Genomic DNA, 11859 nt, shown 5'->3' with positions numbered 1-11859 from the left:
TCAGGGGCGGGCACGTCGCCCAACGCTACCGCCCGCGGCCGACACCCGCGTCCCGTCCCGCGCGACCGCGTCCCGGATCGCCCGGGGGTTATCCACAGTTCCGCGAGCCGCGGCGGCCCCAGCGCCGCCCCTGAAACCCTCGGCACATGACATCACTGGTGCTCCGCTCAGCCCAGGACGCCATCGCGGCCGTCCCCTACCTGCTCGGCTTCCACCCCTCGCGCAGTCTCGTCGTCATCGGCTTCGAGGGGCGGTCCGGCGGCACGTGCGCGGTCCGGCTCGACTTACCGTCGCCGGGCCCCGCCGGACGCGTCGCGGCCGTCCTTGCCGGCAACGGCTTCGCCCGCTCGCTGCTGCTCGGGTACGGCCCGGCCCGCGAGGTGGCGGAGGCCGCCCGGCCCATGCGCGCGGCCCTGGCCGCCGCGGGCGTCCCCGTCGCCGAGGCCATCCGCGTCGCCGACGGCCGCTGGTGGTCGCTCACCTGCGACGACGTCTGCTGCCCACCCGAAGGGACCCCGTATGACATCTACGCCAGCACCGTCGCCGCCGAGGCGACCTTCGGAGGCCACGTCGCCCTGGCCGACCGCGCCGAGCTGGTCGCCTCCGTCCGGCCGCCCGAAGGCCCCGACCGCGCCGCCATGCGCCGCGCCGCCGAAGGCGCCGAGCGGCGCTACCTGGCCCGCCCGCCCTCGTCCCCCGAAGACGACCTCGCCTTCGTCCTCGCGCTGCTCGCCCGCGCCCGCACCGGCACCCGCCCGACCGACGAGGAGGTCGCCTGGCTCGGCGTCCTCCTCACCGACCCGCGCGTCCGCGACGAGACCTGGATCCGCCTCGACGAGGACGCGCCGGCCGCCGACATCGCCTTCTGGCGCGACATCGTCCGACGCGTCGACCCGGCGCGCGTCCCGGCGCCCGCGTCCCTGCTGGCCTTCGCCGCCTACTCCGCCGGCGACGGAGGCCTGGCGAACGTCGCCCTGCAACGAGCCCTGGACGCCGACCCCGCCTACTCCATGGCCGTCATCCTCCGCGAAGTGGTCAACGCAGGCATCTCGCCCGCCAAACTCCGCATGCGCGAGGCCGACCCTCCGCGCGCCGACCGCCAGAAGGCCGGCTGACCGTGCGCACCGGCGGCTCTTCGCGCACTCCCTCGCCGGAGGGGCGCCGTCCGGGACAGGGGGTCAGGAGGAGACGGCCTGGCCGGGGGTGCCGGGGTCGATGCGGCGGTCGCGGTTGCGGTCGTTCCAGGCGCGCATGCGAGGCGGGTACCCGACGATCTGGACGTCGTAGACGGGCAGTCCGAGGTCGCGGGCCACCCTGCCGATGACCTTGGGGGAGCCGACGCGGCGGCGGGTCCACTCGCCGTCGTGGGCGACGGCGACGGCCGTGGTGTCGGTGGCGTACGTCTCGGGCTCGACGAAGAACTCGACGCCGCGGCGGGCGCGGGCGAAGGCGATCAGCGCCTCGATGTCGGAGTCCGTCGCCTCCCTGTCGAGCTTGGTCACCGTGGACCCGCGGTGCCTGCGGATCCCGAACCGGTCCCGGAACCTCATCCCTCACCCCGTCGGCTGGTCCCGCCCGGAACGGCTCCCGAGCGGGCTGGCGTGTACGACGACAACGAGACCGGAGGCACGCCGGTTCCCGACACAGCGGCGGTGACCACGGCCGGCCGGGGGGCCGCGCCCTAGACTGGCGCCTTCGGGGGATCATCACACGGGGGTGTCGATGGACGGGCCGAACCTTGTTCGGCGAGTGGCCGGGGCCGTGCTCACGGTCTCGGTGCTCGGGCTCCTGAGCACCCTCACCCCGGCCCAGGGCGAGGTGAGGCCCCTCGCGCGGGCCGAGCCCCCCAAGGTGAGGGCCGCGCCGAGACCGGCGGCGCCTCCGAAGCCGCCGCCCCCCGACTGCGCCCGGGCCAAGTGCCTGGCGCTGACGTTCGACGACGGGCCCGCGGAGAGCACCGCGGAGCTTCTGGACATCCTCGACGCACGCAGGGTCAGGGCGACGTTCTTCATCGTGGGCGAGAACGCCGCGAAGCATCCGGAGCTGGTGCGGCGCGAGCTGGAGGCCGGGCACGAGATCGCCGACCACAGCTACACGCACGCCGACCTCGGGCGGGCGTCCCACAAGAAGATCATGGACGAGCTGACCCGGACGCAGGACGCGATCCGGCGGGCGTCCGGGGTCACGCCGACGCTGCTCAGGCCGCCCTACGGGTCGACCTCCGAGCGGCTGACGAAGATCACGCGGGAGCTGGGGCTGGCGCAGGTGCTGTGGACGGTCGACCCCCTCGACTGGGAGCACCGCGACACCGCCTACGTCGAGAAGCGGGTGCTGAAGGCGGCGCGGCCCGGCTACATCGTGCTGATGCACGACATCCATCCGACGAGCGTGAAGGCCGTCCCGAAGATCATCGACCGGCTGGCGGCCGAGGGGTACGTGTTCGTCACGGTGCCCGAGCTGTTCGGCGGGCGCCTGGCACCCGGGAAGGAGTACGTCCAGCGCGAATCAGGGGATCCTCAGGGTCTTCCCTGATGGCCCCGCGGCGGCGCCGCGCGGAGCATGGGCGTATGAACAGCAGTTACGCGGCGGGGGATCTGCGGGTCTCGGACGCCGAGCGGGAACCGGTCATCCAGCGGCTTCAGGAGTCCTACGCCGAGGGGCGGCTCGACGAGGACGAGTTCGACGTGCGCGTGCAGCTGGCGATGACGGCCAAGACGCGCAACGACCTCGGCGCCGTGCTCCTCGATCTGGTGCCCGTCCCCGCGCGGCCCGCGGCGGTCGAGGGCGGGGCCGCCACGGGCGAGGACCGGATGCTGGCCGCCGCCGCGCACGCGGTCGCCGTCCCCACGCTGTTCGTCGGCCCGCTCGTGCTGATGCTGCTGAGCGGCAAGCGGTCGGCCTACGTCCGGCGGCAGGCGGCGGAGGCCGTGAACTTCCAGGTGACGCTGCTGCTGCTCACGATCGTCACCTTCGGCGTCGGCGGGGTCGCGTACGCGGTGGCGTGGGTGCTGTCGGCGGTCGCGGCCGTCTTCGCGCTGACCGGTCAGGAGTTCCGCTATCCGTGGATCCTGCGCCTGGTGAAGTAACCAGGGGCCGCGCGAGCCCGGCGTTGAACGCGGCTCGGGTTTGTCGGAGTACGCCTCCGGGGAGGGTTGACGTGGCCGCGTCGAGCGCGGCCCGCCGCCTCCAGGAGATGGAACGACGCCTATGCGCACGCCCGTGGGTTTATTCCCCTCCCTACCTGTGACTCCTTTAACGTCCGAGTTATGTGGACCATGCATGGGATGATCGATTAACTATGCGAGGGAGGGGTAGATGACGGAGCTTGCGGTCAAGGGCGATCACCAGCAGGCGGTGGAGGCGCTCAGGAGGTCCTACGAGGCCATCCCGGAGGGCACTGCGGTGCGGCTGGCCAAGCGGACCTCGAACCTGTTCCGGTGGCGCGACCCCTCGGCGGCGCCCGGCCTGGACGTCTCCGGCTTCGACAAGGTGCTGGGCGTCGACCCGGACGAGCGGACCGCGCAGGTCCAGGGCATGACGACCTACGAGGACCTGGTCGACGCGACGCTGCCGCACGGACTGATGCCGACGGTCGTCCCCCAGCTGAAGACGATCACGCTGGGCGGGGCGGTGACCGGGCTCGGCATCGAGTCGACGTCGTTCCGGGACGGGCTGCCCCACGAGGGCGTCCTGGAGCTGGAGGTCCTCACCGGCGACGGGCGGATCGTCACGGCCACGCGCGACAACGAGCACCAGGACCTGTTCTACGGCTTCCCGAACTCCTACGGGACGCTCGGCTACAGCCTCCGGTTGAAGATCGAGCTGCGCCCCGTCCGGCCCTATGTCCGGCTGCGGCACCTGCGGTTCACCGACGCGGCCGAGCTCGCCCGCGTCCTGGGGGAGATCACCGAGTCCGGGACGTTCGAGGACGAGACCGTCGACTTCATGGACGGGACGGTCTTCGGCGCGGACGAGCAGTACATCACGCTCGGCTTCTTCGCCGACTCCGCGCCCTACACCTCGGACTACACCGGCCAGAAGATCTACTACAGGTCGATCCGGCAGCGGTCCGTCGACTTCCTCACGATCCGCGACTACATCTGGCGCTGGGACACCGACTGGTTCTGGTGCTCGGGCGCGTTCGGCGTGCAGAACCCGACCGTCCGGCGGCTGTGGCCCGACAAGTTCAAGCGCTCCGACGTGTACCGCAAGCTGGTCGCCTACGACCGCCGGTACCACATCGTCGCCCGGGCGGAGCGGTGGCGGGGGCTGCGGCCGCGCGAGGACGTCATCCAGGACATCGAGGTGCCGGTCGAACGGCTTCCGGAGTTCCTGGAGTTCTTCCACGACAAGGTCGGCATGAGCCCGATCTGGCTGTGCCCGCTGCGTGCGAAGGAACGGTGGCCGCTGTACCCGCTCGACGTGGGCCGCCCCTACGTGAACGCCGGTTTCTGGGGGACGGTGCGGATCCCGCCGGGGCAGATCCCCGAGTACCACAACCGGCTCATCGAGCGTAAGGTCGCGGCCCTCGACGGCCACAAGTCCCTCTACTCGACCGCCTTCTACGGCCGGGACGAGTTCTGGAAGTACTACGACGGGGAGAGCTACCGGCGGCTCAAGGGGGTCTACGACCCGCGCGGGCGGCTGCTGGACCTCTACGACAAGTGCGTGCGCGGACGCTGACCAGGCGCCCGCAGTTCGGGGGAGCCCCGCGCGGGAGGCGGCCGACCGCCGCCGCCCGGGCCGGGGCGGAGAGACAGGAGGAACCACAATGACGCTGGCCAGGGTCTTCGAGCAGCTCGCCGGGGCTGAGGCGCCAGTGGAGTTCACGGCCTACGACGGATCGCGGGCGGGAGTGCCCGGCGCCGACATCCGTTTCGACGTGCGCTCACCGTACGCGGTCTCGTACCTGCTGCACTCGCCGGGCGCGCTGGGGCTCGCCCGCGCCTACGTCACCGGCATGATCGACGTGAACGGCGACATGATCACCGCGCTGACCACGATGCAGCAGGTGCTCAGCGATGTGACGCCGCGCGACAAGGCGAGGATCGCCGGCGGGGTGCTGCGCGATCCGCTGCTGCGCGCGGCGGCGTCGCGCCGGCTGGACCCGCCGCCGCAGGAGGCGCCCTTCAGCCGCATCCCGGCGTGGCTGCGGCACTCCAAGAAGCGGGACGCGCGGGCCATCTCCCACCACTACGACGTGTCCAACACCTTCTACGAGTGGGTGCTCGGCCCCTCCATGGCCTACACCTGCGCGTGCTACCCGCATGAGGGGGCCACGCTGGAGGAGGCGCAGTTCACCAAGCACGACCTGGTGGCCAAGAAGCTCGGGCTGAAGCCCGGGATGCGGCTGCTGGACGTCGGCTGCGGCTGGGGCGGCATGGTGATGCACGCCGCGAAGGAGTACGGCGTCAAGGCGCTCGGGGTCACGCTGTCCAAGCAGCAGGCCGAGTGGGCGCAGAAGGCCATCGCCGACCGGGGCCTGTCCGACCTCGCGGAGGTCCGGCACATGGACTACCGCGACGTGGCCGAGACGGGCTTCGACGCGGTCAGCTCCATCGGCCTGACCGAGCACATCGGGAAGAAGAACCTTCCGGCCTACTTCTCCTTCCTCCACGGGAAGCTGAAGAAGGGCGGGCGGATGCTGAACCACACCATCACGCGTCCGGACAACACGTCCCCGTCCCGCAAGGAGAACGGGTTCATCAACCGGTACGTGTTCCCGGACGGCGAGCTGGAGGGCCCGGGCTACGTCCAGTGCCAGATGAACGACGCGGGGTTCGAGATCCGGCACCAGGAGAACCTGCGCGAGCACTACGCGCGCACGCTCACCGGCTGGTGCGAGAACCTCGACGCGCACTGGGACGAGGCCGTCGCCGAGGTCGGTGAGGGCACCGCCCGCGTGTGGCGCGTCTACATGGCGGGCTGCGTGCTCGGCTTCAACCAGAACTGGATCCAGCTGCACCAGACGCTCGGTGTGAAGCTGGAGGACGACGGCACGAGCCGCATGCCGCTGCGGCCCGACTGGGGTTCGTGACCGGCGACCGCATCAGGCGCCGACGAGCCGACCGGAACGCTCCGGTCGGCTCGTCGGCGTTTCGGGGCGCTCAGGCGCGCGCCTTCTCCCAGGGCTCGCTGGCGAGGAAGTAGGTGTCGTAGAGCTCCTGGACGTCCAGGAGGCTCTCGGGCGGGACCTTCCCGTAGGCGATGCGCTCCAGGTGGCGGAAGTACTCGAACCGCTCGACGCCCGGGGTGATCACGATGAGGATGTCGGCGGCCTCCCCGGGGGCGGCCGCGAAGGCGTGCGGCAGGCCGGGCGGCACGACGACGAGGTCGCCGCGTTCGGCGGTCACCACCTGCTCGCCGGAGAGCAGCTGCGCGGTGCCGTCCAGCATGTAGAACATCTCGGCGGAGCCGTCGTGGCGGTGCGGTTTCGCGCCGTCCGCGCCGGCGCCCAGGGTGACCCGCTGGGTGGACAGCGCGCCGCCGGTCGAGCCGCTGTCGGCGAGCAGCCGGATGGTGACGGGGGACCGGCCGATCACCTCTGCCTCGGCGGAACGGACGATCACGGACTCGTCGAAGTCGGGTGAGATCAGTGACATGCGGTGGGCTCCTTGTCCGGGACGGAAGAGATCAGAGGGCGAACAGCAGGGCCGCGCTGACGAGCACGATCACGGCGGTGGCGAAGTGGATGCCGAACGCGGCGGCCTTGGTGCCGCCGTGGCGCAGCACGATCAGGCAGTCGCCGAACGGCGCGATGGCCACGACCAGCATGTACCAGCCCACGGCGTGGGCGTCGGCGAAAGCGATCAAGGCGAGGCCGAGGATGCCGAACGTCAGGTCGCGCAGGCCTTTGATCTCCAGGTACGCGGCGTCGCCGTCGGGCTTGGCGGGCACGCCGTAGCCGGCGGCGGCCGGGCGGGGCGAGAGGAGGAACCGCGCGCCGATGAAGAGGACGAACAGGGCGAGCACGACGGCCAGGCCATAGGCGACAGGGGTGAGCATCGAGATCTCCACGAGTGCTAGCAGTGCTAGGAACGAGAACGACGCTAGCATAGCGCCGACAGGATGGCTAGCGATGCTAGAATCACTGCCATGTCGATCCAGGGGCGCCGGGAGCGCGAGCGGGCGGAACGCGAGAAGCTGATCATCACGGCGGCGCGGGAGCTGGCCGAGAGCGAGGGGTGGGACGCGGTGACGACGCGCCGGCTCGCCGCGGAGATCGAGTACAGCCAGCCCGTCCTCTACAGCCACTTCAAGGGCAAGGGCGCCATCATGGCGGCCGTCGCGGTCGAGGGGTGCGCCGAGCTCGCGGGGGAGCTGCGGCAGGCGCGCACCGCGGCCGCCGCGCCCGCCGAGGCGCTCGCGGACGTCGCGGCGGCCTACACGGACTTCGCGGAGCGCAGGCCCGCCCTCTACGACGTGATGTTCGTCAGGGACGTCGACCTGCCGTTCGCGACCCCCGAGGCGCCGCCCGCGCTCCAGGAGGCCTTCGGCGAGCTGCGCGAGACCGTCCGGCCGTTCGCGGGCGAGGACGACGTGGACGTGCTCACCGAGACGTTCTGGAGCGGCATGCACGGCCTGCTCACCCTGATGCGCGACGGGCGGATGCACCGCGAGCACCACGAGCGGCGCATGGCCGTCCTGCTCAGCCGCTTCTCCGCCTGACCCCGCCCGCCGCGGCCGGAGGCCGGGCCGGTCAGCCGGCGGCGGGGCCCGCGCCGGCGGCCTTGATGAGGCCGTCGGGGGTGAAGGCGACCGTCACCTGGCCGCCCTGCGGAGCGACGCCCTCGATGACCTCCTCGCTCTCCCTGATCCGGCACCCGTGGTGGGCGAGGAAGCCGCGGACGACGCGGCGCTGCTCGGTGGGGAAGACCTCGGCGGCCGTCGTCATCATGCGCGTCGCCGAGAGCGGGTCGAACTCGGGCTTGGGGAGGGCGGGGTCGGCGACGTGGAAGTAGAACGAGCCCTTGCCGTCGTTCACGCGGCAGCTCTGCACGCCGCTGCCGCCGAGCAGCGCGGCGGCGGCGATCGCCATGGTGGTCGCGGCCTGGTGCGGTTCGGGGAAACCGGACAGGTCCAGGCGTCCCGCCGCCAACTCCGGGACGGCGTTGCGCTCGCCGTGCTCGCGGACGGCCGCCAGCGGGGCGACGGCGGGCACGTGCTCGCCGTAGTGCGGGTTGGCCCACGCCCACAGCCACGTGTCGCTCAGGTGCGAGAAGCTGCCGAGGAACGTCATGCCGTGGAAGGTGCGGCCGCCCGCGGTGAGGACGCGCGCGTCGACGTCGAAGGTGATGTCGACGTCCCCGACGGCCTCGTTGAGGAGGTTCTGCCGCTGGATCGCCGCGGCCGACCCCGCACTGGCGAACATCGTGAACTCCGGGCTGTAGTCGCTGAGCCCGTTCGGGAACTCCGTCCAGAACCGGGCGCGGCGCTCGTCGCTCCGGAGCCGGTAGAGGGCGCCGAGCCTGCGGGCGGACTGCTCGGTGCCGGCCTCCTGCACGGACCTGCGGAACCAGCCGATGGCGGTGTTCACGTCCCCGGCCTGCTCGAAGTGCGCGCCGAGGCAGTAGGCGGCCTTGGGATGCCCGAGGTCGGCGGCCTGCCGCCACGCCTGGACCTGACCCGCGGGGTCGCCCCTGTCCTGCAGCACGAACCCCAGGTTGAACGCGGCGCCGCCGTTGCCGCGCTCGGCGGCGCGGGTGTACCAGGTCTCCGCCGCTTCGAGGTCGCCCTTCCCGTCGTCGTCGTACAGCCGGCCGAGGTTGAACGCGGCCTTGTCCGAGCCGAGATCCCAGGCCCGGCGGTAGAAGTCCATGGCCTCGCCGGCGTCGCCCCTGTTCTCCAGCAGGATGCCCAGGTTCAGGGCGCCGCCCGAGAAGCCGCCCTCGGCGGACCGCCGGTACCAGCGTTCGGCGGCCTCCAGGTCGCCGTCGCGCTCCGCCGCGTAGCCGACCTCGAAGGCGCTCTCCGGCAGCCCCGCCTCGGCGGCCCGCCGCCACCACGCCACCGCCTCCCGGTCGGCGCCGCGTTCCGCCGCGATGCCGCCGAGCTCGTGGGCACCGCCCGGATGCCCCGCTTCGAACGCCTGCCGCAGCAGCTCCTCGGCCTCGGCGAGGTTCCCTCCGCGCCTGGCCTCCATGCCGCGCTCGTACGGTTCGACTGATCCGGCCGGGTACTCGGTCATCGCACGCCCCCTTTGAGTGATCACAGGTTCACGGGATCGACGCTGCGCGCCCGATCCGGGTTCCGCCGGCGCCCGGACTTGCGAAACCGCTCCGCACGCATGGACGGGCCCGCCCTCCCGGTGGTAAGTCCGGGGGAAGAACGGGCCGTGCCGCGGCCCGTGGAGAGTGGGAGCCCCCCATGGAACACGACTATGTCATCGTCGGCGCCGGGTCCGCGGGGTGCGCGCTGGCCGCTCGCCTCTCCGAGGACGACTCCGTCACCGTCGCCCTCCTGGAGGCGGGCGGCCCGGACGACAGGAACGAGATCCACATCCCGGCCGCGTTCCCGAAGCTCTTCAAGACCGAGTGTGACTGGGACTACAGCACCGCAGCGCAGCCCGAGCTGGCCGGGCGCGAGCTGTACTGGCCGCGGGGGCGGATGCTCGGCGGATCGTCCTCGCTGAACGCGATGATGTGGGTGCGCGGCCACTACGACGACTACGACGACTGGGACGTTCCCGGCTGGTCGTACGAGGACGTCGTCCCGTACTTCAAGCGCGTGGAGGGGCGCGTCGGCAGCAACAGGGGCGACGTGTACGGCACGTCCGGCCCGGTCACGATCTCCGAGCAGCGCAGCCCGAACGTGACGACGCGGGCGTTCCTGGAGGCGTGCGCCGCCGCCGGCCTCAACAGGCTGCCCGAGCTGAACGGCCCGTCCAACGAGGGGTACGCGCTCACGCCGGTCAGCCAGCGGCGCGGCAGGCGGTGCAGCGCGGCCGACGCCTACCTTCGCCCCGCGCGGGGGCGCCCCAACCTGACCGTCGTGACCGGCGCGCAGGTGTCGCGGATCCTGATCGAGGACGGCCGCGCGACCGGCGTGGAGTACGGCGGCGAGCGCGTCACGGCGCGCCGCGAGGTCGTCCTGGCCGCGGGCGCGGTCGGGTCGCCGCACCTGCTGATGCTGTCCGGCGTCGGCGACCCCGAGCACCTGCGGAGCGCCGGCGTGGAGCCGGTCGTGGAGTCACCCGAGGTGGGGCGCCACCTCCAGGACCACCTGTCGGTCGGCGTCGTCCGGCACTGCCCCATGAAGGTCACGCTCGCGGGCGCGGAGTCGCTGCCGAACATCGCCCGCTACCTGCTCGCGCGGCGCGGGCCGTTCACCTCCAACGTCGGCGAGGCGGTCGTCTTCACCAAGAGCGCCCCCGCCCTGCACGCCCCCGACCTCGAACTGATCTTCGCGCCGGCCCCCTACGTCGCGCACGGGCTCACGCCGCCGACCGAGCACGGCGTGACGCTCGGCGTCGTGCTGCTGCGGCCCGAGTCGTCCGGGCGCGTCTCGCTCGCCTCGGCCGACCCGGCGGCCCCGCCGGTGATCGACCCCGGCTACCTGACGGAGGAGAGCGACCTGCGGCGCCTGATGCACGGCGTCCGGCGCGCGGAGGAGCTGTTGGCCGCCGACGCGCTCAGGCCCTACGTCGGCGACGTCATGGAGCCCTACGCGGGGGCGGACGACGAGGAGGCGCTGGCCGCCTACGTCCGGGGGCACTCCGAGACGCTCTACCACCCGACCGGCACGTGCCGGATGGGCACCGACGCCGGCTCGGTCGTCGACCCGGACCTGCGCGTCCGAGGCGTCGAGGGCCTTCGCGTCGCGGACGTGTCGGTCCTGCCGGAGATCACCCGGGGCCACACGGGCGCCCCCGCCATCATGATCGGCGAGAAGGCCGCCGACCTGATCAGGACGCCAGCCAGCTGAGGACGCGCTCGTTCACCTCGGCGGGGCGGTCCAGCTGGAGGAAGTGGCCGGCGCCGCCGATCCGCTCGGCCCGCGACCCCGGCGGGAGGGCGGCCCGGACGGCGTCGAGGTCCACCGCGTCCGCGGTGAGGCAGCCGTCCTCGGCGCCGTGCAGATAGAGCACGGGGCGCTCGCCCGTGGCGGTGGTCGCCTGCTGCTCGGCCGCGTACCGGTCGATGTGCCGGGACGGGTCGAGCATGGCGCGGTAGTACCCGATCGCCGCCGCGGCGTTGTCCGGCGCGCCGAGGCACTCCATCACGCGGTCGACGTCGCCGGACCGGTCACGGCCGTCGTCGGGCGACCAGTCGCGCCACAGACCTTCGACGAACGCGCGGCCGAACGCCGGCTCGGCGAGCGGCGTCTGGAAGACGAAGATGTAGAAGGAGCGCTTGAGCTGCTCGTAGTCGAAGAACGCGGTCGTCAGCACCGAGATGGGCGGGACGGACATGGCGACCGCCTTGCGCCAGCGGTCGGGAGCGGCGTTGGCGGCGCCGTAGGTGGCGAAGGCGCCCCAGTCGTGGCCGACGAGAACCGCGTCGGGGCCGCCGCCGAGCGCCTCGTGCAGGGCGATGGCGTCGGCGGTGAGGGCGCCGCCCTGGTACGCGCCGTCCGCGGGGACGGACGTGGGGGCGTAGCCGCGCATGAAGGGCGCCACGGCGCGGTAGCCGGCGGCGGCCAGCTCCGGCATGAGGTGCCGCCAGGTGTGCGGGGAGTCGGGGAAGCCGTGCAGCAGCAGCGCCAGGGGCCCGTCCTGGGGGCCGGCGGTGAGGTATCCGAAGTCGAGCCCGTTCGCGTTGACCGATCCGGTCGTGATGTCGCCCATGTGCGCCTCCTCGGTTCGCGGCGAACGGTACCCGCGGCTCCGCGGCGCCGGACCAGCGGGGCCATCCGTCTTCG

Annotated in this window: 12 protein-coding genes; 7 read left to right on the top strand and 5 right to left on the bottom strand. The window is 72.6% G+C overall.

The features are described 5' to 3' along the window. Positions 1–146 precede the first annotated feature (146 nt). On the top strand, positions 147–1115 hold the full coding sequence (locus tag BKA00_RS17885; RefSeq protein WP_185026474.1) for a DUF4192 domain-containing protein: 969 nt from the start codon (positions 147–149) through the stop codon (positions 1113–1115). 63 nt (positions 1116–1178) lie between these two features. Here the strand turns inward: BKA00_RS17885 and BKA00_RS17880 are convergent, their stop codons facing one another. After that, on the bottom strand, positions 1179–1550 hold the full coding sequence (locus BKA00_RS17880; RefSeq protein WP_185026472.1) for a hypothetical protein: 372 nt from the start codon (positions 1548–1550) through the stop codon (positions 1179–1181). A gap of 199 nt (positions 1551–1749) precedes the next feature. Between BKA00_RS17880 and BKA00_RS17875 the strand changes: the two genes are divergently transcribed. The 4 genes from BKA00_RS17875 (at position 1750) to BKA00_RS17860 (ending at position 6037) form a co-directional block, all read left to right on the top strand. Further along, positions 1750–2532 carry a polysaccharide deacetylase family protein gene (locus BKA00_RS17875; protein ID WP_230298693.1) on the top strand — a complete coding sequence of 261 codons (783 nt, stop codon included), beginning with the start codon at positions 1750–1752 and terminating at the stop codon, positions 2530–2532. A 35-nt stretch (positions 2533–2567) separates the two neighbouring features. Continuing rightward, the gene (locus BKA00_RS17870) at positions 2568–3086 is read left to right on the top strand and encodes a DUF1707 and DUF4870 domain-containing protein (RefSeq protein WP_185026468.1); all 519 of its coding nucleotides are present in this window, start codon (positions 2568–2570) and stop codon (positions 3084–3086) included. Positions 3087–3315: 229 nt separating this feature from the next. Further along, positions 3316–4683 (top strand): FAD-binding oxidoreductase, encoded by a 1368-nt coding sequence (locus BKA00_RS17865; protein WP_185026466.1) that lies wholly within the window; start codon positions 3316–3318, stop codon positions 4681–4683. An 88-nt stretch (positions 4684–4771) separates the two neighbouring features. After that, entirely contained in the window at positions 4772–6037 is a 1266-nt protein-coding gene (locus tag BKA00_RS17860) for a class I SAM-dependent methyltransferase (protein WP_185026464.1), read from the top strand. 70 nt (positions 6038–6107) lie between these two features. Here the strand turns inward: BKA00_RS17860 and BKA00_RS17855 are convergent, their stop codons facing one another. Further along, positions 6108–6602 (bottom strand): cupin domain-containing protein, encoded by a 495-nt coding sequence (locus BKA00_RS17855; RefSeq protein ID WP_185026462.1) that lies wholly within the window; start codon positions 6600–6602, stop codon positions 6108–6110. A 31-nt stretch (positions 6603–6633) separates the two neighbouring features. Then, entirely contained in the window at positions 6634–7005 is a 372-nt protein-coding gene (locus tag BKA00_RS17850; RefSeq protein ID WP_185026460.1) for a DUF4267 domain-containing protein, read from the bottom strand. Positions 7006–7095: 90 nt separating this feature from the next. Here BKA00_RS17850 and BKA00_RS17845 point away from each other — a divergent pair, with 90 nt between their 5' ends. Then, a complete protein-coding gene (locus BKA00_RS17845) occupies positions 7096–7668 on the top strand; it encodes a TetR/AcrR family transcriptional regulator (RefSeq protein WP_185026458.1) in 573 nt (190 codons plus the stop codon). 31 nt (positions 7669–7699) lie between these two features. On the opposite strand, the gene BKA00_RS17840 is transcribed toward BKA00_RS17845, so the two are convergent. Then, positions 7700–9187, bottom strand: a complete 1488-nt coding sequence (locus BKA00_RS17840; RefSeq protein WP_185026456.1) for a tetratricopeptide repeat protein — start codon at positions 9185–9187, stop codon at positions 7700–7702. Between the two features lie 179 nt (positions 9188–9366). Between BKA00_RS17840 and BKA00_RS17835 the strand changes: the two genes are divergently transcribed. Further along, a complete protein-coding gene (locus BKA00_RS17835; RefSeq protein WP_185026454.1) occupies positions 9367–10923 on the top strand; it encodes a GMC family oxidoreductase in 1557 nt (518 codons plus the stop codon). Here the strand turns inward: BKA00_RS17835 and BKA00_RS17830 are convergent. Next, positions 10904–11785, bottom strand: a complete 882-nt coding sequence (locus BKA00_RS17830) for an alpha/beta fold hydrolase (RefSeq protein WP_185026452.1) — start codon at positions 11783–11785, stop codon at positions 10904–10906. The two genes, BKA00_RS17835 and BKA00_RS17830, sit on opposite strands and share 20 nt — an antisense overlap. Positions 11786–11859 lie beyond the last annotated feature (74 nt).

Source organism: Actinomadura coerulea, from assembly GCF_014208105.1.
GTDB classification, from domain to species: Bacteria; Actinomycetota; Actinomycetes; order Streptosporangiales; family Streptosporangiaceae; genus Spirillospora; species Spirillospora coerulea.
The sequence above is the reverse complement of the archived record's forward strand: the minus strand, read 5'-3'. Positions and strand labels throughout refer to the sequence as shown.

Coding starts and splice junctions, on each gene's coding strand:
- BKA00_RS17885 (WP_185026474.1), top strand. CDS start 147: ATGACATCACTGGTGCTCCGCTCAGCCCAGGACGCCATCGCGGCCGTC.
- BKA00_RS17880 (WP_185026472.1), bottom strand. CDS start 1,550: ATGAGGTTCCGGGACCGGTTCGGGATCCGCAGGCACCGCGGGTCCACG.
- BKA00_RS17870 (WP_185026468.1), top strand. CDS start 2,568: ATGAACAGCAGTTACGCGGCGGGGGATCTGCGGGTCTCGGACGCCGAG.
- BKA00_RS17865 (WP_185026466.1), top strand. CDS start 3,316: ATGACGGAGCTTGCGGTCAAGGGCGATCACCAGCAGGCGGTGGAGGCG.
- BKA00_RS17860 (WP_185026464.1), top strand. CDS start 4,772: ATGACGCTGGCCAGGGTCTTCGAGCAGCTCGCCGGGGCTGAGGCGCCA.
- BKA00_RS17855 (WP_185026462.1), bottom strand. CDS start 6,602: ATGTCACTGATCTCACCCGACTTCGACGAGTCCGTGATCGTCCGTTCC.
- BKA00_RS17850 (WP_185026460.1), bottom strand. CDS start 7,005: ATGCTCACCCCTGTCGCCTATGGCCTGGCCGTCGTGCTCGCCCTGTTC.
- BKA00_RS17845 (WP_185026458.1), top strand. CDS start 7,096: ATGTCGATCCAGGGGCGCCGGGAGCGCGAGCGGGCGGAACGCGAGAAG.
- BKA00_RS17840 (WP_185026456.1), bottom strand. CDS start 9,187: ATGACCGAGTACCCGGCCGGATCAGTCGAACCGTACGAGCGCGGCATG.
- BKA00_RS17835 (WP_185026454.1), top strand. CDS start 9,367: ATGGAACACGACTATGTCATCGTCGGCGCCGGGTCCGCGGGGTGCGCG.
- BKA00_RS17830 (WP_185026452.1), bottom strand. CDS start 11,785: ATGGGCGACATCACGACCGGATCGGTCAACGCGAACGGGCTCGACTTC.